Annotated in this window: 20 protein-coding genes; 14 read left to right on the top strand and 6 right to left on the bottom strand. The window is 68.9% G+C overall.

The features are described 5' to 3' along the window. The first annotated feature begins 165 nt into the window (after positions 1-165). A complete protein-coding gene (locus KW843_RS03445) occupies positions 166-1,359 on the top strand; it encodes an AAA family ATPase (protein WP_218293676.1) in 1,194 nt (397 codons plus the stop codon). Between the two features lie 96 nt (positions 1,360-1,455). Here KW843_RS03445 and KW843_RS03440 read toward each other — a convergent pair whose 3' ends face one another. Then, positions 1,456-1,788 (bottom strand): DUF3579 domain-containing protein, encoded by a 333-nt coding sequence (locus KW843_RS03440; protein WP_218293675.1) that lies wholly within the window; start codon positions 1,786-1,788, stop codon positions 1,456-1,458. Positions 1,789-2,057: 269 nt separating this feature from the next. Here KW843_RS03440 and KW843_RS03435 point away from each other — a divergent pair, with 269 nt between their 5' ends. The 3 genes from KW843_RS03435 to KW843_RS03425 all read left to right on the top strand — a co-directional run bounded on the left by KW843_RS03435 (position 2,058) and on the right by KW843_RS03425 (position 5,054). After that, a complete protein-coding gene (locus tag KW843_RS03435) occupies positions 2,058-3,254 on the top strand; it encodes an aspartate aminotransferase family protein (RefSeq protein WP_218293674.1) in 1,197 nt (398 codons plus the stop codon). A gap of 23 nt (positions 3,255-3,277) precedes the next feature. Next, positions 3,278-4,198: an ornithine carbamoyltransferase gene (gene argF / locus KW843_RS03430; protein ID WP_218293673.1), complete on the top strand. Its 921-nt coding sequence runs from the start codon at positions 3,278-3,280 to the stop codon at positions 4,196-4,198. Positions 4,199-4,373: 175 nt separating this feature from the next. Next, positions 4,374-5,054 carry a hypothetical protein gene (locus tag KW843_RS03425; RefSeq protein WP_218293672.1) on the top strand — a complete coding sequence of 227 codons (681 nt, stop codon included), beginning with the start codon at positions 4,374-4,376 and terminating at the stop codon, positions 5,052-5,054. A gap of 7 nt (positions 5,055-5,061) precedes the next feature. On the opposite strand, the gene KW843_RS03420 is transcribed toward KW843_RS03425, so the two are convergent. Next, positions 5,062-5,436: a copper-binding protein gene (locus tag KW843_RS03420; RefSeq protein ID WP_370628425.1), complete on the bottom strand. Its 375-nt coding sequence runs from the start codon at positions 5,434-5,436 to the stop codon at positions 5,062-5,064. After that, positions 5,424-7,391: a S9 family peptidase gene (locus KW843_RS03415; RefSeq protein ID WP_218293670.1), complete on the bottom strand. Its 1,968-nt coding sequence runs from the start codon at positions 7,389-7,391 to the stop codon at positions 5,424-5,426. Before KW843_RS03415 ends, KW843_RS03420 begins: the two co-directional genes overlap by 13 nt. Before the next feature lie 134 nt (positions 7,392-7,525). On the opposite strand from KW843_RS03415, the gene KW843_RS03410 reads away from it, so the two are divergent. The 5 genes from KW843_RS03410 to kynA all read left to right on the top strand — a co-directional run bounded on the left by KW843_RS03410 (position 7,526) and on the right by kynA (position 12,841). Next, a complete protein-coding gene (locus tag KW843_RS03410) occupies positions 7,526-8,182 on the top strand; it encodes a response regulator transcription factor (protein WP_218293668.1) in 657 nt (218 codons plus the stop codon). Then, the gene (locus tag KW843_RS03405) at positions 8,179-9,609 is read left to right on the top strand and encodes a HAMP domain-containing sensor histidine kinase (protein ID WP_218293667.1); all 1,431 of its coding nucleotides are present in this window, start codon (positions 8,179-8,181) and stop codon (positions 9,607-9,609) included. Before KW843_RS03410 ends, KW843_RS03405 begins: the two co-directional genes overlap by 4 nt. A 257-nt stretch (positions 9,610-9,866) precedes the next feature. After that, a complete protein-coding gene (gene kynB, locus KW843_RS03400) occupies positions 9,867-10,526 on the top strand; it encodes an arylformamidase (RefSeq protein WP_218293666.1) in 660 nt (219 codons plus the stop codon). 92 nt (positions 10,527-10,618) lie between these two features. Further along, positions 10,619-11,929: a kynureninase gene (gene kynU, locus KW843_RS03395; protein WP_218293665.1), complete on the top strand. Its 1,311-nt coding sequence runs from the start codon at positions 10,619-10,621 to the stop codon at positions 11,927-11,929. Positions 11,930-11,947: 18 nt separating this feature from the next. Next, a complete protein-coding gene (gene kynA, locus KW843_RS03390; RefSeq protein WP_218293664.1) occupies positions 11,948-12,841 on the top strand; it encodes a tryptophan 2,3-dioxygenase in 894 nt (297 codons plus the stop codon). 194 nt (positions 12,842-13,035) lie between these two features. Here kynA and KW843_RS03385 read toward each other — a convergent pair whose 3' ends face one another. After that, positions 13,036-15,063: a beta-propeller domain-containing protein gene (locus tag KW843_RS03385; protein WP_218293663.1), complete on the bottom strand. Its 2,028-nt coding sequence runs from the start codon at positions 15,061-15,063 to the stop codon at positions 13,036-13,038. A 152-nt stretch (positions 15,064-15,215) separates the two neighbouring features. Between KW843_RS03385 and KW843_RS03380 the strand changes: the two genes are divergently transcribed. After that, positions 15,216-16,052: a DUF6502 family protein gene (locus tag KW843_RS03380; RefSeq protein ID WP_218293662.1), complete on the top strand. Its 837-nt coding sequence runs from the start codon at positions 15,216-15,218 to the stop codon at positions 16,050-16,052. Continuing rightward, positions 16,036-16,539: a hypothetical protein gene (locus KW843_RS03375; RefSeq protein ID WP_218293661.1), complete on the top strand. Its 504-nt coding sequence runs from the start codon at positions 16,036-16,038 to the stop codon at positions 16,537-16,539. Before KW843_RS03380 ends, KW843_RS03375 begins: the two co-directional genes overlap by 17 nt. 344 nt (positions 16,540-16,883) lie before the next feature. On the opposite strand, the gene KW843_RS03370 is transcribed toward KW843_RS03375, so the two are convergent. Further along, entirely contained in the window at positions 16,884-17,249 is a 366-nt protein-coding gene (locus KW843_RS03370) for an MliC family protein (RefSeq protein WP_218293660.1), read from the bottom strand. A gap of 647 nt (positions 17,250-17,896) precedes the next feature. Between KW843_RS03370 and KW843_RS03365 the strand changes: the two genes are divergently transcribed. After that, positions 17,897-19,090 carry a nitrate/nitrite transporter gene (locus tag KW843_RS03365; protein ID WP_218294418.1) on the top strand — a complete coding sequence of 398 codons (1,194 nt, stop codon included), beginning with the start codon at positions 17,897-17,899 and terminating at the stop codon, positions 19,088-19,090. Here the strand turns inward: KW843_RS03365 and KW843_RS03360 are convergent. Next, entirely contained in the window at positions 19,056-19,547 is a 492-nt protein-coding gene (locus tag KW843_RS03360) for a hypothetical protein (protein ID WP_218293659.1), read from the bottom strand. The two genes, KW843_RS03365 and KW843_RS03360, sit on opposite strands and share 35 nt — an antisense overlap. Before the next feature lie 86 nt (positions 19,548-19,633). Between KW843_RS03360 and KW843_RS03355 the strand changes: the two genes are divergently transcribed. Then, entirely contained in the window at positions 19,634-20,494 is an 861-nt protein-coding gene (locus KW843_RS03355) for an ornithine carbamoyltransferase (protein ID WP_218293658.1), read from the top strand. Further along, the gene (locus tag KW843_RS03350) at positions 20,481-20,843 is read left to right on the top strand and encodes a MerR family transcriptional regulator (RefSeq protein ID WP_218293657.1); all 363 of its coding nucleotides are present in this window, start codon (positions 20,481-20,483) and stop codon (positions 20,841-20,843) included. Before KW843_RS03355 ends, KW843_RS03350 begins: the two co-directional genes overlap by 14 nt. Positions 20,844-20,966: the final 123 nt, after the last annotated feature.

Genomic DNA, 20,966 nt, shown 5'->3' with positions numbered 1-20,966 from the left:
AACGGCATCCGCCGTTCGCCGTTTGTAACGGGTGCGCTGCCAGCAAACGAACAAACCGCCTTCGGGCGGTTTTTTCGTTTCTGGATGCAAATGGCGCGCCCCGTCTCTTTACGATAAATTATTGAAGAACCATAATTATTGGAATTTCATAAAAACCAATAAACCATGACCTTCCGGCGAACCGCCCTCGCGCAGGAGATGGCCACGCAATTGCTGCGGCCCTCGTTTCTCGACACGTCGCTGCGCTCGGGCCTGTTCCTGGCGGGGCAGCGGCGCGTGGGCAAGACCACCTTCCTGGCCACCGACCTGATCCCCGCGCTGGAGGCCCTGGGCGCCATCGTGGTCTATGTGGACCTGTGGAGCCAGCCCCAGGCCAACCCGGCCGACCTGGTGCACGAGGCGATCCGCAAGGCCTTGAAGGAGCTCCAGACGCCGGGCTCGGCCATCCTCAGGCGGCTCAAGGATGTCTCCAGCATCGATGCCGGCGCGGCGGGGTTCAAGTTCGGGTTCAAGCTCTCCGATGTGGGCAAGGAAAAAGGTGTGAGCCTGGCCCAGGCGTTCAAGGAACTGATCGACCAGGCCCGCACGGATGTGGTGCTCATCATCGACGAGGTCCAGCACGCCCTGGGCAGCGCCGACGGCGACAACATGCTGCACGCGCTCAAGGCCGCGCGCGACGCCATCAACACCCGCCCCGGCACGCCCGGCTATTTCCTGTTCCTGGGCACGGGCTCCCACCGCGCGCGGGTGCAGGAGCTCACGCTCAAGGGCAACCAGGCGTTCAACGGCGCGGTGACCAACGAGTTTCCGGTGCTGGGCCGGGACTTCATCGACTACGTGCTGGAGCAGGTCCGCCCCCAGCTCGGGCCCATGCTCCCGGCCCCGGACGTCGCGGAGGCGGCCTTCAAAAGCATGGGGAGCCGGCCCGAGGAGCTGATGAAGGCCCTGAACATCCTGCGCAGCCTGCCGCCGGACGCGCGGCCCGACGAACATCTGCCGACCATCGCCCAATCGCTGGGCGCGGCCGCGGCCGACGTCGAACTGCAGAAGGTGGAAGCCATGGGCCCTCTGGCCGAGGCCGTGTTCTCGCGCATCTGCAGCATCGGTGGCGACGTCAAGGGCGTGTTCACCGCCGACGCCCTCAAGGCCTACGCAGCGCAGATTGGCCGCGAGGCCACGGCCCAGGAGGTACAGGGCGTGATCGGGATGATGACCTCGGCCAACCTGCTCATGCGCGTCCGGCACGGGCACTACGGGGTGACGGACCCGTTCGTGGAGAAGGCCTGGATGGCCAGACTGCGGTCGGACCAGCTCCTGCGCGCCAGCCCCGCACCGGATCCTGACCACGGCGCAGCGTGATCGCAAAACACTGAACGGCGGTGGGACCGGGGCCCCGGAAGTGGCCGGCCACGCCACGAAAGACGCTCCGCACCCGCCGGCGCACCGGGGGAAAGGTCAAGGCCTGGCGGAAGGCGCCGGGGGCGGGTCTGGCAACAGGCAGGCTTCGGCCACCTGCAGATTGTTGTCCCGTGCGAAGTTGATGACGAAGTCCCAGGCCATGGGTTCGTGGTCGCGCAGGTCGCGGTGCACCACCACGCACTTCACCCCGTTGAGCGTGGTCGGAATGCACCAGGGCGAGTAACTCAAATGGCTGCCGGGCCGCGCTCCGCCCGGGCGAAAACTGCTCATCACCCCGGCCAGCCGCTCGGCCCAATCACTGGGGCGAAAGGTCTTCCCGTCATGGGTAATGCCCTGGATGAAGACTTCTTTGGAGGTGGGGGAAACCATCGGGATTGGAGTGGTAGTGGGGCGCGGCCAAGGCAGGATCACTGCATGCTGCACCGCAACGCGCATTCTAACTCTTATATAAGAGCTGGGACCCTAATCCACATGCTGGACTCCGGATCAGGCCCCGAAACAGCGTGGGCCGCGCCGCATTGCAGTAATGCGCAATCGTCAACAGCCGTTCATCGTGCTCCCCCTAGAATCGTGCTTCGCTTTCTCGGGCTTCGATCCCTCAAGGGCAGCCCATCACCGTACCGTCAGGAGATTTCTGCATGACCGCCACCACCCCGGCAGCTTCGCCCCACGTGATGAACACCTATGGCCGCGTACCCATCGCGCTGGCCCGTGGCCAGGGCAGCCGAGTCTGGGACGTGAACGGCAAGGAATACCTGGACGGCCTGGGCGGCATCGCCGTGAACACCCTGGGCCACAACCACGCCAAGCTCGTGCCCGCGCTGCAGGACCAGATCACCAAGCTGATCCACACCTCCAACTACTACCACGTGCCGCTGCAGGAACAGCTCGCGGCCAAGCTGGTGGAGCTGTCGGGCATGCAGAACGTGTTCTTCTGCAACTCGGGCCTGGAGGCCAATGAGGCGGCCCTGAAGATCGCCCGCAAGTTCGGCGTGGACAAGGGCATCGCCAAGCCCGAGATCGTGGTGTACGAGAAGGCCTTCCACGGCCGCTCCATCGCCACCATGTCGGCCACGGGCAACCCCAAGATCTACAGCGGCTTCGGCCCGCTGGTGGAAGGCTTCATCCGCGTGCCGCTGAACGACATCGAAGCCATCAGGAAGGCCACCGAAGGCAACCCCAACGTGGTGGCCGTGTTCTTCGAGACCATCCAGGGTGAAGGCGGCATCAACCCGATGCGCATCGAATACCTGCAGCAGCTGCGCAAGCTGTGCGACGAGCGCGGCTGGCTCATGATGATCGACGAAGTGCAGTGCGGCATGGGCCGCACCGGCAAGTGGTTCGCCCACCAATGGGCGGGCATCGTGCCCGATGTGATGCCCCTGGCCAAAGGCCTGGGCTCGGGCGTGCCGATCGGCGCGGTGGTGGCCGGCCCCAAGGCCGCCAACGTGCTGCAGCCCGGCAACCACGGCACCACCTTCGGCGGCAACCCGCTGGCGATGCGCGCCGGGGTCGAGACCATCCGCATCATGGAAGAGGACGGCCTGCTGCACAACGCCGTCACCGTGGGCGACCACCTGCGCGCGGCGCTGCAGCGCGAGCTGGGCAGCCTGCCCGGCGTGAAGGAGATTCGCGGCCAGGGCCTGATGCTGGGCATCGAGCTTGCCAAGCCCTGCGGCGCGCTGATTGGCCGCGCGGCCGAGGCGGGCCTGCTGCTGTCGGTCACGGCCGACAGCGTGATCCGCCTGGTGCCGCCGCTGATCCTCACCACCGCCGAGGCCGACGAGATCGTCGCCAAGCTGACCCCGCTGGTCAAGGCCATCCTGGCCGAATAGGCCCGCCGCGATACATTGCATCCATGAAACATTACCTGCAGTTCAACGACCTCACCGCCGACGAATACGCCTACCTGTTCGAGCGCGCCGCGCTCATCAAGAAGAAATTCAAGGCCTACGAAAAGCACCACCCGCTGGTGGACCGCACGCTGGCCATGATCTTCGAGAAGGCCAGCACGCGCACGCGCGTGAGTTTTGAAGCCGGCATGTACCAGTTGGGCGGCTCCGTGGTGCACCTGACCACGGGCGACAGCCAGCTGGGCCGCGCCGAGCCCATCGAGGACAGCGCCAAGGTCATCAGCCGCATGGTCGACCTGGTGATGATCCGCACCTACGAGCAGGCCAAGATCGAGCGCTTTGCCGCCAACTCGCGCGTGCCGGTCATCAACGGCCTGACCAACGAATACCACCCCTGCCAGATCCTGGCCGACATCTTCACCTTCATCGAGCACCGCGGCGCCATCAAGGGCAAGACCGTGGCCTGGGTGGGCGATGGCAACAACATGGCCAACACCTGGCTGCAGGCGGCATCGCTGCTGGGCTTCAAGGTGCACGTGAGCACGCCGCGCGGCTACGAAGTGGATGAGAAACTGGCCGCTGGTGCCCGCGGAATCAGCGCTGGCAGCTATCAATTCTTTAGCAACCCGCTGGAAGCCTGCCAAGGCGCCGACCTGGTGACCACCGACGTGTGGACCAGCATGGGCTACGAGGCCGAGAACGAAGAGCGCAAGAAAGCCTTCGCCGACTGGTGCGTGGACGCCGAAATGATGGCCGCCGCCAAGCCGGACGCCCTGTTCATGCACTGCCTGCCCGCCCACCGGGGCGAAGAAGTCGAAGCGGACGTGATCGACGGGCCGCAGTCCGTGGTGTGGGACGAGGCAGAAAACAGGATGCACGTGCAAAAGGCACTCATGGAGTACCTTTTGCTCGGCCGGATTGCATGACATGCGATCCGTTGGCGCGCCCGCGCCAGCAGCCTGTTTCGGCGCAGGCTCATGTCCGCACAGCGGACGTGAAGCAGCCGCAGGCCGCGCTCCGAAGCCACAACAGGATGCACGTGCAAAAGGCACTCATGGAGTACCTTTTGCTCGGCCGCGTGGCCTGATCCACTTCTCCACCATGCCCTGGCGCCGCCAGCCCGTCCATGGCGCCGAACTGCAGGCGCACTGGAACGCGCTGGGCCAGTCGCTGGGCCGCGACACCCCCGCCTGGCGCGCCGAGGGCCGGCGCCTCATCCTGGGCTGGGCCCACTGGCCCCGCGCGTACCACGACACCACGCACCTGTGGGCCTGCCTGCGGCACCTGCAGGCCGTGCAGGACCAGCAGCCCGGTGCCCTGCAAGACCCCCATGCCACCGCCCTCGCCCTGTGGTTCCATGACGCGATCTATTGGCCGTGGAGCAAACACAACGAGGAGCGCAGTGCCGACGGGGCCATGCGCTTCCTGCGCAGCCAGAACCTGCCCGAGCCCATGGTCCTGCGCGTGCACCAGCACATCCTCGACACCCGCCACAACCCCGGCGCGCTGGCCGGTGATGCGCAATGGGTTGTCGACATCGATCTGGCCATCCTCGGCCAGAGCGACGCGGTCTACCGCCAGTTCGAGCGCAACGTGCGGCGTGAGTACTTCTTCGTGCGCTGGCCACGGTATGCAGCGGGGCGCAGCGCGGTGCTGCAGGGGTTTCTGGAGCGGCCGCGAATCTATGGCACGGAATGGTTCCATGAACGCCATGAAGCGCAGGCGCACATCAACCTAAGCAACGCCTTGGCAGCCCTGCGAGCGGGAACGCTCTACGCCTGAGCCCCCATCAGTCGCAGGGTTCGAATCGCTTGCACTCGTCAGCAATGTGGATGGCGGTCAGCGTGTTTTCACCGTCCATGCGCCGGGCCTGAAACCTGACCCATGCGCCCTCGGAGATGCCGGCCAGAAGGCTTGCGTCGACGACCCGAAAGGTCTGCGTCGCGAACGGAATCTTCGCGCGGGGCAGCAACTTCAGGCGCACATACAGCTTCTTGCCGCCGCTCCCGCTTTCGCGGTCCACGGACACCACACGCGCCCGCGTGTAGACCGCTTCCGTGGAACCTTGATCAGCCGCCTGCGCGGCGGCGGCGGCAGCGCCAGCACCGATCATCGCCCACACCGTCAGAACCCAAGCACCGCGCGGCATGGTCAAAACGCCCACGCGCCCAGCTGGTAGTAGTCGAACCCACCTGTGCGCCCGCCCAGGCATTGGGCCAGGAAGTCTTCGGTCTTGCGGTACATGGTGAGGTTGTTGCTCCACTTCTGGTTGCCATGGCCGTCGCCGGTGAAGGTGACGTAGTCCACCTCCTTGCCCGCCTTGCGCAGTGCGGCCACCATCCGTTCGGACTGATCCAGCTTCACCCGGGGGTCGTTCACGCCATGCATGACGAGAATGGGCTTTTGCGCATGCTCGGCGCGGTACAGGGGCGACTTGGCATCCATGCGGGCGCGGTCCTCCGGCACGGCCGGATTGCCCACATAGCGATGCCACCAGGGCAGGCCCAGCTCCCAATAGGGCGGCGCGGCCTCCAGCAGCCGGGCGATGTCCGTCACGCCCACCACGTCCACGGCGCAGGCAAAGACCTCAGGGGTAAAGGTCGCGCCGACCAGCGCCGAGTAGCCGCCGTAGCTCGCGCCGTAGATCGCCACGCGCGTCGGGTCGGCCACGCCCTGCTCCACGGCCCAGCGCACGCCGTCCACCAGGTCATCGTGCATGCGTCCCGCGAATTCGCCCCTGGCCTTTTCCATGTGGGAGCGGCCATAGCCGCTGGACCCCCGGTAGTTGACCTGCAGCACGGCATAGCCCCGGTTGGCAAGGAACTGCTGCATCGCACGGCTTGTGGCCCCATCGCCCCAGCGGTCGCGCGCCCAGGGACCGCCATGCACCAGCAGCACCATCGGCAAGCTTTGCTGCGCCACGCCCTGCGGCAGCGTGAGGTATCCGTGCACCGTCAGGCCGTCGCGGGCGGTGTAGGTGATGGGCCTGGTCGGTGCCAGGTCCTTGGCAATCAAGCTCAGGCGGTTTTCCCCGAGGAACCGTGGCTCGTGCCCTTCGCGCAGCAGATAGCTGCGCGTGCCGCGGTCCGTGGAGACAGCTACCGTCAACACGGTGTCGGTGCGGTCCATGCTGGTCACGAACACCTCTGCCGACTGTTCGCCCGCCAGTGCGGACAGCCGCGCGGCCAACGCGGGGTCGAACACCTGGCGCGCCGGGTAGCCTGGCATGAAGTTGGCCACCAAAGGCTCGCGCGTTCGGCGGCTCAGCGTTACGCTGTCCAGGTCCACATCGGGCGATGCGAACAACTCATCCTCGGCGCCGGTAATCATGTCGAGCCGCACCAGCGCCAGCTTGTCGCGGCCACGGTTGGACAGAGCCCACGCCTTGCGCCCCTCGTCGTGCAGGCCAAAGATGCTCAGGGTGTCCCAGCGGCTGCGCTGCGCCACGGTGACCCAGCTGCCGGGCTCCGTGCCTGGACGCTCCAGCAGGGCCTCGTCGCCACGCAGCTGCGCGCGCGCCCGCAGCTGGCCGCTGGGGTCGACGCCCCACCAGTTGACGTTGCCAGGGTTGGTGGCCAGCAGCACCGGCGCGCCGCCTGCAGCGCTGACCCGGTACAGGTCGAAGACTTTCCTGTCGCGCTGGTTGGAGGTGACGGTGAAGTCGGCAGTGCCCTCCACGGCGTCCACAAAATGTGCCACCGAACGGGGCGCCGGCATCAGCTCGCGCAAGTCCGTGCCGGGGCCCTCCACTTCGCCCGCAAAGATGCGCGTGTTCTCATCGCCCGTGAGGTCGGCCGTGATGCCCAGCCAGCGGCTGTCTGCACTGAAGCGGATGGATCGGGCCCGGATGCGGAAGGCCTTGGCACTGCCACCGTCGATAGGCTGCACCCAGATCGCGGGCACCACGCCATCCACGCCGAACCAGGCGATGCGCTGGCCGTCCGGCGACACCCGGTAACCACCGGTGGACTGCCGGCTGGCCACGAAGTTGCGCACCGGCACCAGATCGGGCAACTGACCGCCCACCAGCGCAGGGTGCGCAGGGCCACTGGCGCAACCCGCCAGCCACAGTGCACACACCGCCAGACCGGCCCATGTGCAGAACCGTTTCATTTGCATGCCACCCGCTCCCGATATTGCTTGTTGATGTGCTTGGGATTGTGAAAGAGCCCAGCTTAAGGCACGCCAAAGAAGGCCCGCCGATCGCGCACGCTACAGGCCGCCGCGCATTGCCAGCCCCCACAATGCCCCCCATGCACATCCTGCTCATCGAAGACGACCTCGACCTGGGCCGCGCGCTGCAGTCCGCGCTGAAGGTGGAGGGCCTGACCAGCGAATGGCTGCGCCGCGCCGTGGATGCGCCGGCCACGGTGGACGCAAACACCATCGACTGCGTGCTGCTGGACCTGACCCTGCCCGACGGCAGCGGGTTCGACCTGCTCGCCCGCTGGCGCGCGCAGGGCCAGCAGGTGCCCATCATCGTGATCACCGCGCGCTCGGCGGTCGAGGACCGGCTGGCAGGGCTGGACGGCGGCGCGGACGACTTCGTGATCAAGCCCTTCGCCACGGCCGAGCTAATGTCGCGCATCCGTGCGGTGCTGCGCCGCAGCGCGCGGCAGGCCAGCGAGCGCTGGGTGCTGGGCGAGCTGGTGGTCGAGCCCCGGCGCCACCAGGCGCGGCGCGGCGGCGAGCCGCTGGATCTGTCGCCGCGCGAGTTCCAGCTGCTGCTGGAGCTGGCGCGCGAGCCCGGCGCCGTGGTGCCCAAGGGCGTGCTCGCCCAGCGGCTGGACCCGCTGGGCGAGCCGGTGGATTTCGGCGCCATCGAAGTGCACGTGTCCAACCTGCGCCGCAAGATCGGGCCGGAGCTGATCCGCACCGTGCGCGGGGTGGGCTATCTGCTGCAGGCATGACCCGCCCCGTCTCCCTTCCCCGCAAGCTGCACACCGCCTGGACCAGGCTGGCGGAGCCCACGCTGGTGCGCCGCAGCGTGATCTCGGTCATGGTGGCCTTCGTCCTGGTGTGGGTTGTCCTGCTCGGCTACAACTACGTCAACTACAAGCAGGCCATCACCTATGACCCGGGCCTGCAGAAGTATGGCGACGCGGTGCTGGACTCACTGGCCCACCTCACGGACCGTTCGCAAGCCTCCGCCGCTCTGGCCTCGACCGACCACTGGACCAACATCCGCCGCCGCCAGATCGGCCTGCTGCCCGGCACATTGCTGCATGAACTGAAAGACGCCGCCACCGGCCAGCCGGTATTCGCATCGCCCGGACTGCAACCGTTGACGCCGCCGCCCGCCACGCCAGAAGCGGTGGGCGTGATCACGGAGGCCCGTCTGGGCGGCACCGTCTACCGCATCTACACGGGCCACAACGCGCGCTGGGCCTTGCGGGTGATCGAGCCCAAACGCACGGACTCCAACTTCCTGCAGTACAACGGCCGTGCGCTGGTGCCCTACCTGCTGCTGGCCTCGCCCTTCGTGCTGCTGCCCGTCTGGCTGTCGGTGCGCAATGGCCTGCGCCCCCTGCAGCAACTCGCCCGGCGCATCGCACAGCGCAACACCGACGACCTGAAGCCCGTGGGCTTCAACGCGCGGCACCGCGAGCTCAAGCCGCTGGAACAGTCGCTGGACCACCTCTTCGCCCAGCTGCGCCAGAAGGTCGAGCGCGAGCGGGCCTTCGTGCAGGATGCCGCGCACGAGATCCGCACGCCGCTGGCCGTGATCACGGCGCAGGCCCATGTGATGGCGCGCTCGCAGAGCGAGGACGAACGCACGCAGGCCCAGGCGCACCTGGAGCAGGCCATTGCCCGCACCTCGCACCTGGCGCAGCAGCTGCTGGACCTGGCCGCGCTCGACGAGGCGCAGCGCCCCGCACCGCGCGACCTGGACGTGGCGCAGTGGCTGCGCGCCGCGCTCGCACAGGCCGCGCCGCAGGCGATGGCGCGGCAGATCGAGCTGTCGCTGGACGCTCCCGACAGCCTGCCCGCGCGGCTCGACCTGCCCGCCTTCGAATCCATCGCGCACAACCTCATCGACAACGCCGTGCGCTATGCCGAGTCGGGCGGTAGCGTGTCGCTCACCCTGCGCGAGGAAGCCGGCGAGCTCCACCTGGCGGTGCAGGACGACGGGCCGGGCATTCCCGCCGCCGAGCGCAGCCGGGTGTTCGAGCGTTTCTACCGGGGCCTGGGGCATGCCGCCAACGGCTCGGGGCTGGGCCTGGCCATCGTGCGGCAGGCCGTGCTGCGCATGGGCGGGCAGGTGCAGCTGGGGGACGGCCTGAATGGCCGGGGCGTGGGCTTTTTCGTCGGCATTCCCCTCCCGCGCGCTGCCTGACAGGCCCTTCCTGGGCCGCCCCGCCAGGCGCATCCGGCCGCCTGCGGCATCTGCGCAGGGCGCCCGTCCCCCTGCCGGGGGGTTCCAGGCCAGAGACCGCGCCAGCCACCGGGCGCGCACGCGGCACGGGCTGCCGCCGCGGGGGCAGGGCCGATCTTCCAGGCCTGCCACGCAGATCGTTTAGGCTTCAACAAAATGCGAAAGGTGTTGGAAATAACCGACACCATGGTTTTTGCGGGACATGCAAACTTTGTCCCATGCCAACCAGCCCCTCTTCTTCCACAGCCCGCAGGCTCTGGGACATTTCGCCGCCCGTGCACGCGGGGAGCCCCGTGTTCCCGGGCGATACGGCCTACAGCCAGCAGTGGTGCGCCGCCATCGGGCCCGGCTGCCCGGTGAACGTGAGCGCCATCACGCTGTCGCCCCACGTGGGCGCGCATGCCGATGCGCCCCTGCACTACGACGAGCATGGCGCCAGCATCGGCGACGTGCCGCTCGACGCCTTCCTGGGCCCCTGCCGCGTGATCCACGCCATCGCGCGCGGGCCGCTCATCACCTGGGACCACATCACGCACGCGGTGGACGCCACCCTGCCCCAGCGGGTGCTGGTGCGCACCTACGAACACATGCCGGTGGACCGCTGGGATGGCGCGCTGGCGGCCTATGCCCCCGGCACCATCGAGCGCCTGGCCGACCTGGGCGTGCTGCTGGTGGGCATCGACACCGCCAGCATCGACCCGGCGGACAGCAAGACGCTCGACAGCCACCAGGTCATCCGCCACCGCGGCCTGCGCGTGCTCGAAAACCTGGTGCTCGACGAGGTGCCCGAAGGCGACTACGAGCTCATCGCCCTGCCTCTCAGGCTCGCCACCGCCGACGCATCGCCGGTGCGCGCCGTGCTGCGGCGGCTGGCCTGAACCACCGCATTTTCAAGCCTTTTTGGCCACCACCGCTTGATGGACAAGCGCCAATAGCTATCAAAACAGAAGCAAACCATCCACCTGCCACCATGACCCTCACCGCACAAGACTGCCGCGCCCTCGATGCGCAAGACCCCCTCGCCCCGCTGCGCGGGCACTTCACCCTGCCCCCGGGCGTGGTCTACCTGGACGGCAACTCGCTGGGCGTGGCCCCCAAGGCCGCGGCAGCGCGCGTGGCCGATGTGGTGACGCGCGAGTGGGGCACGGACCTCATCAAATCCTGGAACACCGCCAGCTGGTTCGATCTGCCCCAGCGCCTGGGCAACCAGCTGGCCCCGCTGATCGGCGCGGGCCCGAACGAAGTGGTCTGCACCGACAGCACCTCGATCAACCTGTACAAGGTTCTGAGCGCGGCGCTGAACATCGCCCGCGAGGACGGCCCGGCGCGCAAGCGCGTCGTGAGCGAGCGCAGCAACTTCCCCACCGACCTGTACATCGCCGAGGGCCTGTGCAAGGAGCGCGGGCTGGAGCTGGTGCTGGTGGAGCCCGAGGAGATCGCCGCCGCGCTGGTCCCCGACGTGGCCGTGCTGATGCTCACCCACGTGAACTACCGCACCGGCGCCATGCACGACATGGCCGCCATCACGGCCGCAGCGCATGCCCAGGGCATCCTGTGCGTGTGGGACCTGGCGCACAGCGCGGGCGCGGTGCCGGTCGACCTGCATGGCGCGGGCGCCGACTTCTCCATCGGCTGCGGCTATAAGTACCTGAATGGCGGCCCCGGCGCACCGGCGTTTGTGTGGGTGCACCCGCGCCACGCCAATCGCTTCTGGCAACCGCTGTCGGGCTGGTGGGGCCACGCGGCTCCGTTTGCCTTCACCCCCGACTACAAACCCGCAACAGGCATCACGCGCTACCTGTGCGGCACGCAGCCCATCATCAGCCTGTCGGCGCTGCAGTGCGGGCTGGACGTGTTCACGGCCGCGCAGGCGCTGGGCGGCATGGCCGCGCTGCGCACCAAGTCGCTGGCACTCACCGACCTGTTCATACAGCTCGTGGAAGAACGCTGCGCGGGCCACGGCCTGGGCCTGGCCACGCCGCGCGACCATGCCCGGCGCGGCTCGCAGGTGTGCCTGACGCGCGACGAGGGCGCGGGCGTCAACGGCCAGGGCAGCGGCGCCTATGCCATCGTGCAGGCGCTGATCGCGCGCGGCGTGATCGGCGACTTCCGCAAGGGGAACGGCGGCCAGGGCCCGCACAAGGACATCCTGCGCTTTGGCTTCACGCCGCTGTACCTGGGCTTTGAAGACGTATGGAATGCCGTGGAGCACCTGCGCCAGGTGCTGGAGAGCGGCGACTGGCAAAAGCCCGAGTTCAACCAGACGCACGCCGTGACCTGACCGGGAAGGAGATTGACCATGTGCCCCTTCTCGCAAACCCCGTCGCAAGGCGCTGCCGGCGCAGCGTCCGCCACGCCCCTGCCCGAGTCCATCGTGCACGAGGAACGCGCCCAGCTCGACTTCAGCCAGTCGATGAGCTACGGCGACTACCTGCAGCTCGATGCCATCCTCACCGCGCAAAAGCCGCTCTCGCCCGCGCACGACGAGATGCTGTTCATCGTGCAGCACCAGACCAGCGAGCTGTGGATGAAGCTCATGCTGCACGAGCTGCGCGCGGCCATTGCGCACATCGCCAACGACGAGTTGCAGATGGCCTTCAAGATGCTGGCGCGCGTCTCCAAGATCATGGAGCAGCTGGTGCACGCCTGGGACGTGCTGGCCACCATGACACCGCCCGAATACACCGCCATGCGCCCGTACCTGGGCCAGTCCAGCGGCTTTCAGAGCTACCAGTACCGCAGCATCGAATTCGCCCTGGGCAACAAGAACCGCGCCATGCTCAAGCCCCACGAGCACCGTGTCGACCTGCTGGCCCAGGTGCAGGCCGCGTACGAGGCGCCCTCGCTGTACGACGAAGCCCTGCGCCTGCTGGCGCGCCGCGGCATCCCCGTGCCCGCCAGCCACCTGGAGCGCGACTGGACGCAGCCCTACGCGGAAAGCGACGGCGTGGAGCAGGCCTGGCTGGTGGTGTACCGCAACCCCAAGGAGCACTGGGACCTGTACCAGCTGGGCGAGGAACTCACCGACCTGGAAGACGCATTCCGCCTGTGGCGCTTCCGGCATGTGACCACCGTGGAGCGCGTGATCGGCTTCAAGCGCGGCACGGGCGGCACCGGCGGCGTGAGCTACCTGCGCAAGATGCTGGACGTGGTGCTGTTCCCCGAGATCTGGAAGCTGCGCACGGACCTCTGAGCAGCGGGGCACGGGCCTGCCAGCACGCAAAAAAAGAAGCCTGCCGCCCCCTGGCGGACAGGCCTTCGAGATGCCGGCAGCGCTTTCCACACAAGCGCTGGCAGCTATTATTTTTGTAGTTTTTTCTCCCTTGAGCACGCGTCCCCGCCCAGCCCGCCACTGGCCGCGCCGGGACGTTCATCCTGGCGCCGCCTTCAGTCCCCCACCTTGGTGAACACCTGCCCGCCCGAGAGCTGGTAGGCGGCGTTGTCCACCTGCAGGCTGCGCTCGCTGGTGATGTCGAAACGCTGGTGGAGCTCGGGCGTGTCGCCGTTCAGGATGGGCGTGGAGACGGCCATGGAGCGCAGCGCCAGCGTGCCGGCGCTGGTGTTCACTTCCAGCCGTGCGGCCCCCTGGTAGCCCCGTAGCGCAGGCGACGTGCCGGCGGCCGTCGGGGCCTGGTAGACCCGGGCGGGAAACGCCAGGCGCACCCGGGTGTCCAGGGCCTGCACGTCGAGCACGGGGCGCGTGCTGTCGAGCGTGGTGATGCTGCCACGGCCACCCAGCTTCCCGGCCGCCAGCCGCCGGCCCTGCGCCGGGTTGCGCACGTCAAACAGCGCAAGCTGGATGCCCTCGGCCGTGCCGCCGAGCGTGCTGTCCTTGCCCACGCCCAGCAGCAGCCCGCCGGGCAGCGGGACCAGGTGGTCCGCATGGCCGCCAGCCGCCAGCTCGCCCGCCACCGTGGGGTTCGCCGGGCTGGCCAGGTCGAGCACCCACACGGGCTCGGCCGCGGCGAAGGTGGTGGCATAGGCCCGTGGGCCCGCGAAGAACACGGTGTCCACCTGCTGGTCGCCGCGTGCCGTGCGCGGCTTGAGGGCCAGCTTGGCCTGCACGCTCAGGCGGCTGTCGCTGCCGCTGTCGCGCAGCACCGTCAGCAGCGCGGGCGAGGCCTGCTGCGCCTGGATGGTCACCGGCGGCATGCCGCTTTGGCCCGCCGCGCCCGTGAAGGTCAGCACGCGCAGGTCGTTCTGGTGCTCGTTCAGGCGCGACGGCATGCGGCGCAGGTCCCAGCCCAGGTGGCCGTCCACGCTGCCCGATGCGTCATAGTCCACCTGCGCGCCCCGGAAGGTGAACTTGTGGATGTCGGTGCGGCTGCCCGCCGGGAACACGGTGTTGATCACGTCGCCGCCATAGCGGTACTGGCGCGAGCTGGCCACGTACACGCTGCGCGCGCCCAGGTGCACCGCCTCGCTGCCCCCCGCGAAGCACCGGCTCGTGCGCGCCAGGTTCGATGACGCCAGGTCGATGGCCGTGATGGAAGTGAGCTGCAGCGACAGCGAGGCATTGCCCGTCTGCACCAGGCAGTCGGCTTCGTTCACCAGCGGCTGGGGCTGGCCGCCGTCCACGCGCAGGGTCGGAATCAGCGCGGCGGTGTTCAGGTCCTTGAGCGCGGCCTCCACGGCCGATGCCGAAGCCCCGGCAGGCACGTTGAAGCGCAGAAGGTCGGGCGACCAGGTGGTGACCAGGTACAGCGTGTTGCCAATCAGGCGGCTGCCCACCAGCAGCCCGTCGATGCGCATCTGCTTGAGCTGCATCGGGGCCGCGTCCTTGCCGACCGAGAACAGGTCCAGCGACAGCATGCGGCTGTATTCGGGCATCACGGTGATGCCCGCGTCCGCCGCCACGATGGGCTGCCGATCGGCATACGGGTCCTGCTGGGACAACACGGCGGCACGCGTGCCGCCGCCCGCCACGTACAGGCCATAGGGGATGAACTTCGCGTCCAGCGTGACGCGGCCCACGTTGCTCAGGCTGCCATCGGCCGCGCGGGCCAGGGCCGAGAAACGCGGAGGTTCGCGGCCCGCGTCCGTGGCGTAGGCCCGGTGCAGGCCGTAGAGCATGCCGCCCTCGGCCTTGATGAGGCCGTCTTCCTCCACCGCAGGCCCGGCCAGCGGCACGCCCGTGTTGGCGACCACGCTGCCCGCGGCGCTCAGCGCCCCCACGGTGGGCACGGTGATGGCCGTGCCGCTGTAGCCCAGCGCGGCCCGCTGGGCGATCTTGGCCTTGAAGTACGCCACCAGATCGCCAGAGCGCGTGACCTGCAGCCGCGCCTCGTTGGGCGTGAGCGGCCCGCCGCCATCCCCGCTGCCCCCGCCGCACCCGGACACGAATGCGGCCGTTGCCACGGCCAGCCAGGCGGGCGGCACGCCCGCGACCTTCTTCATCAACCCTCGGTATGCCATTCGATTTTTCTCCCTGTGGATGGATCTGGGCCCCGGGCGCCTTCGCCACCGGCCTCGATTTGGATAAGTGGGATAATATCCCACAAAATTTCCACCGGTCAACCGTATGACAATGGCCACCCGCCCCTGACACGCGCCGCGCCCACACCCGCATGCCTTCCCGCTCCGCCATCGTCCTGGCTTCCGCCCTGCATGTGCTGCGCCCTCTGGCGCGGTTGCTGCTGCGCAATGGCGTGGCCTACCCGGCCTTCGCGGCGGCCATGAAGAAGGTGTTCCTGGAGGCCGCCCAGGACGAACTGCAGGGCACGGGCAAGAAGGCCACCGACAGCGCCCTGAGCCTGATGTCCGGCGTGCACCGGCGCGACGTGCGCAACCTGGGCCGCCTGGCCGAGCCCGCCGCCGAGGACGGGCCCGCCGAGACCCCCCTCAGCATGGCCAGCCAGGTCGCGGCGCGCTGGCTGAGCCAGGCCGATTGCCTGGACGACGAAGGCCAGCCCCGCGCGCTGCCCCGCAGCAGCAGCAATGGCGATGCGCCCCACTTCGATGCGCTGGTGGCCGGCATCAGCAGCGACGTGCGGCCCCGTGCCGTGCTCGACGAGCTGGTGCGGCTGGGCATGGCCGAGGAAAGCGGGGACGGGCAGGTCCGGCTGCTGGCGGCGGGCTTCGTGCCGCGCCAGGGCTTCGCGGAAATGGCGCGGCTGATGCAGGACAACCTGCACGACCACCTGGCCGCCGCCAGCCTGAACCTGCAAGGCGGGCACAACTACCTGGAGCAGGCCGTCTTCGTGGACCAGCTCAGCGAGGAGTCCGCCCAGCGCCTGCATGCGGTGGCGGCCAGGGCATGGCGCCAGGCGTTCAAGACGGTGATGACCGAGGCCCAGGCCCGCTACGACCACGACCAGCACAACACCCCGCCCGGCGAGCGCAACCGGCGCGCCCGCTTTGGCAGCTACTTCTATGCCGCAGACAAAGATGAACGTCCTTCCTGAACGCCTGGCCCGCGGGGCCAGACTGCTCACACTGGCCACCTTGCTGGCCCTGGCCGCCTGCGGCCCCGGCACGGGCGGAACCGGCACGGGGCCCATCAGCGGGGTGCTCAACTTCTCGGGCTCGGGTTTCTCGGCGGGCGTGCCCTGCCCCACCTGCGGCCAGGTCAATCTGCGGCTGGAGGATGAGCTGGTCGAGCTGACCATCACCTGCCGGCGCTTCATCCACACCGGCCCCTGGGAGATCGACGCCCAGGGCCTGGCCGTGCTGGAAGGCACCCTGGAGACCACGGGTTTCGACAATGGCCTGGCGCTGACGGGCACCGTGCCCGCGGTCCTGCGGCTGCAGTTCAGCGAAACGCGGGCCGACAACAGCCGGGAGGTGGCCGCCACGGTGCGCGACGCCCATGGCAACCACCTGGTGGAGCCGCTGACGCTGGAACAGCGCCCGGCCGCCGCCTCGCCCGAGGCGTGCACCGCCGGCAGCTAGGGGCCGGGCGGGCGGCGGGCGGTGCGGATGGTGGCACAGGCCGAGTGAAGGGCCGGCGCAGCCCGCCTTCCGTCATCACATCCGCCCGCACGCACGCGCGCCGGATAGGTGGACTTCGGCCGCAGCCACGCGAAGTACGGGGTTCAAGGGAAGGGGATTGCCCGGGCCGCACGGAGCCTGGCGCGCAGGGCACCTGCCCGCTGCGTCGCACAGGCCCTGGGCACGAACATGGAGCGGGCGCCACGCAGCACACCGCAGGGATGGCCGGCGTGCGCCATGCCACCGGCCCCGCGGCCCCGCCTGAAGGAGAAGGCGAGAAAAAAAAGCGGGGCGGAAAGGAAAGGCTACCGGGCGCTGCCGGCCACCATCATGGGGCGGCTGCTGCGGCACCAGATCGGTGCCAGGTGGCCGATCTGGATGGTCAGCTCGTTGCCCTTGCCCAGCACGGTCGTCGGGCCATTGCTGTAGGCATACCCCGTCTCGGCCACCTGCTTGGGCAGATCGACCGTCCAGCCACTGCGCAGCAGCACCCCCATGCCCTGTTCGGGATAGAACTGCATTTCCACCTTTTCGCCGTTGCCGCACGCGAACTGCATGCTGCTGCGGTCCACAGGCTCACTGAAAGCCTGCAGGGCGGGCGGCTGGCTCGCACAGCCCGTCAGCATCAGGGTCGCCAGCGCGCCTGAACTCAGCAAAACCATCTTCTTCATCGGTCACTCCTGACGTCGCGGTGCACCTTGCAGCCCACCCGACAACTTCCAACGTCCAACGGCTCGAGGCCCCCTGGCCCCATAAGCACGAACCTTGCCACTACCACCCACTGCCTGCGCCATCCTGCTTGCGAGAGACCGAAACCAGCGACTTCAGAACCATGACCCACACCGGCGCAAGGCATGCCCACAAGAGTGCCTCAGGCCCCCTGGCCCGTCATTGGGGTGATCCCCACATCGAGGGCCTCCTCTAAAGTCTGCCCCGCCCCTGTGGCGCCCTCGTGACGGACCCCAAAGCCCCTTCGCGGGGTGCCATTGAAGCCATGCAGCGGCGCAATGCGCTGCGCTGCGCCCGATTGAGAGCACATTTCGCCAAAGATGCGGGGTGGCCGACACGCCGCGCTGGCCGCCGGCAGGGGATCGGGACATACCCTAGGCGCCCCTTCGCGCGGCGCCCTCGCAGCCGCCCGGCTTGTCCGCCAGCGACAGCCAGGGCGCCGCCGTGCAGTTACCCTCGGTGGGCAGCGCGCCCTTTGCCTGGTTGAACCGCAGTCCGGGGCGCCGCGCACTACAGGAGATCCATCACCGTGCAGGCGCCCCCTTCCCCCACGCCCTCCCCGCTTCTGGCGCCCCGCGCCGCCTGGGCCATGCTGCTCGCGCTGGTCTCCGGCTTCGCGCTGAGTCAGGCGTTTCGCACCATCACCGCCATCATGGCCACCGGGCTGCGCGCGGAGTTCGGCCTTTCGGCCGAGGCACTGGGGGTCTTCGCGGGGGCATTTGCCTTCGCCTTCGGCACCATGCAGCTCTTCATGGGCATCGGCATCGACCTGTACGGCGTGCGGCGCACGCTGCTGGTGGCGTTTCCGCTCGCCATCGCGGGCTCGCTGCTCTCGGCGCTGGCCCCGAGCTACGGCGGCGTGTTGCTGGGCCAGGTGCTCATCGGCGTGGGCTGCGCGCCCGCGTTTCTGGTCTGCACGGTGTTCATCGCGCGCTACTTCCCCGCCAGCCGCTTCGCGATGGTGTCGGGCGTGGCCATGGGCGTGGGCGGGCTGGGCATGCTGTTCACGGGCACGCCGCTGGCCTGGCTGGTGCAGCAGTCGTCCTGGCGCATGGGCTTCGCCGTGCTGGCGGGCCTGGCCGCGCTGGCCTGGCTGCTGATCTTCTGGAGAGTGCATGAACCCACCCACCCCGTTCACGCCGCGCAGGCCCCGCAGCCGCGCGAGTCGGTGGGTGATGCGGTGCGCGGCTTCGGCGCCCTGTTCCTGCTGCCGCACACGGCCGGGATCATGCTGCTGGCGCTGATGACGTATGCGTCGTTCCTCACGCTGCGCGGGCTGTGGCTGGGGCCGCTGTTGATCGAGCGGCACGGCTATTCGCTGGTGGCCAGCGGCAACGTGGCCATGCTGTCGTCGCTGGTGTCGCTGTTCACCCCGGCCTATTTCGGCCGGCTGGACCCAGGCCCCGCGCGGCGCAGGCGCTGGCTGGCGGGCTTTACCGTGCTGCTCGCCGGGCTGTTCGCCGCCATCGGCTTCCTGCACGCCGAGTGGCTGGACGTGGGCGGCTCCATCGCCGTGGGCCTGCTGTCGGGCTACATGGTGCTGCAGTACGCGGACGTGCGCTCGTCCTACCCGGCGGCCATGACGGGGCGTGCCATGGCGGTGTTCACCATGGCGCTGTTCCTGGGCGTGGCGCTGATGCAGTGGGTGACGGGCCTGGCCGCCTCGCAGGCGGCCGCGCGGGGCGCGGACCCGTACGTGGCCGTGATGCTCACCATCGCCGGCATGCTGGCCGCGGGCGTGCTCGCCTTCAGGTTGCTGCCCGCACCGGCTCCCGCGCATTGACGCGGCCGCGGCCTGGCGGGCAGGCCGCCAGGCCCGCGCCCGCCACGCCCCACCACTGGAGCACGCCGAACAGCAGCTCGAACGCGGTGAAGCCCAGCACGATGGCGCTGGCCCCATGGGCCACGGCATAGATCTGCCATGCGGCGAACAGGAAACGGGCCACGCCATCGAGCCGCCCCAGCAGCAGCGAAGGCGCCGCGATGCGCGCCGCCGACCACACGACCACCACCGACCCCAGGAGGTTGGCCAGCAGCATGTGGGTGGTATCAAGCGGGTGCAGCGTGCCTGGCAGGGCCAGCGCCTGGGCGACAAGCCCCAGCTGCGCGTAGAGCCAGGCAAAGGTCCAGGGCAGCGCGAACGGCCAGGTCACGAGCAGGTCGTACCAGCCGCTGGCACGCACGACGCGCAGGTAGCGGGATTCGGAAAAGGCTGGGAACGTGGCAGCGGAAGTGGCCATGGCGGTGCGGTCATCGAAGTGAGAGAGGCCCCGAGCTTCAGGCCTGAAGTACGCTTCAGGGTCAAGCACTTTTTTGGGGCATCCGCATGGACCTTCTTCAGCTGGCCGACCTGCAGCCTGCCGACATACGCCAGATCTGGGCGCTCGCGGGCGGCGCGCCGGGCCCCGCGTTGGCGGGCACCGTGGCGTGGTCGTTCGAGGGCAACGGCATCCGCACGCGCACCACGTTCATCCAGGCGTTCCGGCAGCTGGGCCTGGCGTTCACCGAGCTTCCCCATCTGCTCAAGACCGGGGAGCGGCCCGAGGACCTGGCCGGCTACCTGGACCCGTTCTACGCGCTGTACGTGGTGCGCGAGTCCGACCACCCCCGGCTCTCGGCCTTCGCGGCGGCGTCGCGCCGGCCCGTGATCAATGCGATGTCGGCCCAGGGCCACCCCTGCGAGGTGCTGACCGACGCGTACTACGTCGACCGCCGGATCAAGCCGCTGCGGGAAGCACGCGTGTGCCTGTGGGGGCCCAGCACCAACGTGTTCCGCTCATGGCACGAACTGGCACGGGTGATGGGGTTCGGGCTGGTGCAGGTGTGCGACCGGCGCTTTCACGAGGCGCTGCCGAACGTGCAATTCGTGGAACCGTCCGCGCTGCCGGACGCGGTGGATGTGGTGGTCACCGACAGCTGGCCCGCCAGCGCCGAGGCCGGCGCCACCACGCAGGCCGACCTGGCGCCGTTGACCGAAGAGCATCTGGCCGCGATGGGCCACCCCGCCCTGCTGCCCACGCCGCCTTTCACCCTGGGCCGCGAGCTGGCGGTGGACCCGCTGGCCTACCCCGGCTTCGTGGGCTACGCACAAAAGGAACTGCTGCTGCCGGTACAGGCTGCCATCCTGCGCTGGGTGCTGGCATCGGAAAAAAAGGCCGGCACCGGGGACGCCCATGCGGATCGGTGAGCTCGCCGCCGCCTCGGGACTGAGCCGCGAGGCGCTGCGCTTTTATGAGCAGCAAGGGCTGATCCGCTCGCGCAGGCTGGCCAACGGCTACCGCGACTACCCACCCGAAGCGGTGATGCTGGTGCAGTACATCCGCATGGCGCAGCAGCTGGGCTTCACGCTGGCGGAGATTGGCGACCGGCTGCCCGGCATCTGGGACGCGCCCGACCCCGCGCCCGCGCTGGCGCAGGTGCTGGCCACCAAACTGCAGGAGATCGACACGCGCATCGCCGCGCTGCAGGCGTTGCGCCAGACGCTGGCCGAACGCGTGGCCACCGACTGCCCGCTGCGCGCGGCGCAGGCTGGCTGAGGCCCGCTCCGCTTCAGAACTTTCAGCAAAAAGAGGTTCTTGCGCTTATCCATAAAGCGCTGCAAGCTATTGAATTGATAGCACCAAGGCAGTGATTGCAGTGGCGCCACCGGCACGGCAGGG

It is taken from the genome of Acidovorax sp. sif1233 (genome assembly GCF_019218755.1).
Classification (GTDB): domain Bacteria; phylum Pseudomonadota; class Gammaproteobacteria; order Burkholderiales; family Burkholderiaceae_C; genus Acidovorax.
The sequence above is the reverse complement of the archived record's forward strand: the minus strand, read 5'-3'. Positions and strand labels throughout refer to the sequence as shown.

Coding starts and splice junctions, on each gene's coding strand:
- KW843_RS03425 (WP_218293672.1), top strand. CDS start 4,374: ATGCCCTGGCGCCGCCAGCCCGTCCATGGCGCCGAACTGCAGGCGCAC.
- KW843_RS03435 (WP_218293674.1), top strand. CDS start 2,058: ATGACCGCCACCACCCCGGCAGCTTCGCCCCACGTGATGAACACCTAT.
- argF (WP_218293673.1), top strand. CDS start 3,278: ATGAAACATTACCTGCAGTTCAACGACCTCACCGCCGACGAATACGCC.
- KW843_RS03365 (WP_218294418.1), top strand. CDS start 17,897: ATGCTGCTCGCGCTGGTCTCCGGCTTCGCGCTGAGTCAGGCGTTTCGC.
- KW843_RS03360 (WP_218293659.1), bottom strand. CDS start 19,547: ATGGCCACTTCCGCTGCCACGTTCCCAGCCTTTTCCGAATCCCGCTAC.
- KW843_RS03440 (WP_218293675.1), bottom strand. CDS start 1,788: ATGGTTTCCCCCACCTCCAAAGAAGTCTTCATCCAGGGCATTACCCAT.
- KW843_RS03380 (WP_218293662.1), top strand. CDS start 15,216: ATGCCTTCCCGCTCCGCCATCGTCCTGGCTTCCGCCCTGCATGTGCTG.
- KW843_RS03385 (WP_218293663.1), bottom strand. CDS start 15,063: ATGGCATACCGAGGGTTGATGAAGAAGGTCGCGGGCGTGCCGCCCGCC.
- KW843_RS03350 (WP_218293657.1), top strand. CDS start 20,481: ATGCGGATCGGTGAGCTCGCCGCCGCCTCGGGACTGAGCCGCGAGGCG.
- KW843_RS03415 (WP_218293670.1), bottom strand. CDS start 7,391: ATGCAAATGAAACGGTTCTGCACATGGGCCGGTCTGGCGGTGTGTGCA.
- KW843_RS03410 (WP_218293668.1), top strand. CDS start 7,526: ATGCACATCCTGCTCATCGAAGACGACCTCGACCTGGGCCGCGCGCTG.
- kynB (WP_218293666.1), top strand. CDS start 9,867: ATGCCAACCAGCCCCTCTTCTTCCACAGCCCGCAGGCTCTGGGACATT.
- kynA (WP_218293664.1), top strand. CDS start 11,948: ATGTGCCCCTTCTCGCAAACCCCGTCGCAAGGCGCTGCCGGCGCAGCG.
- KW843_RS03370 (WP_218293660.1), bottom strand. CDS start 17,249: ATGAAGAAGATGGTTTTGCTGAGTTCAGGCGCGCTGGCGACCCTGATG.
- kynU (WP_218293665.1), top strand. CDS start 10,619: ATGACCCTCACCGCACAAGACTGCCGCGCCCTCGATGCGCAAGACCCC.
- KW843_RS03355 (WP_218293658.1), top strand. CDS start 19,634: ATGGACCTTCTTCAGCTGGCCGACCTGCAGCCTGCCGACATACGCCAG.
- KW843_RS03445 (WP_218293676.1), top strand. CDS start 166: ATGACCTTCCGGCGAACCGCCCTCGCGCAGGAGATGGCCACGCAATTG.
- KW843_RS03375 (WP_218293661.1), top strand. CDS start 16,036: ATGAACGTCCTTCCTGAACGCCTGGCCCGCGGGGCCAGACTGCTCACA.
- KW843_RS03405 (WP_218293667.1), top strand. CDS start 8,179: ATGACCCGCCCCGTCTCCCTTCCCCGCAAGCTGCACACCGCCTGGACC.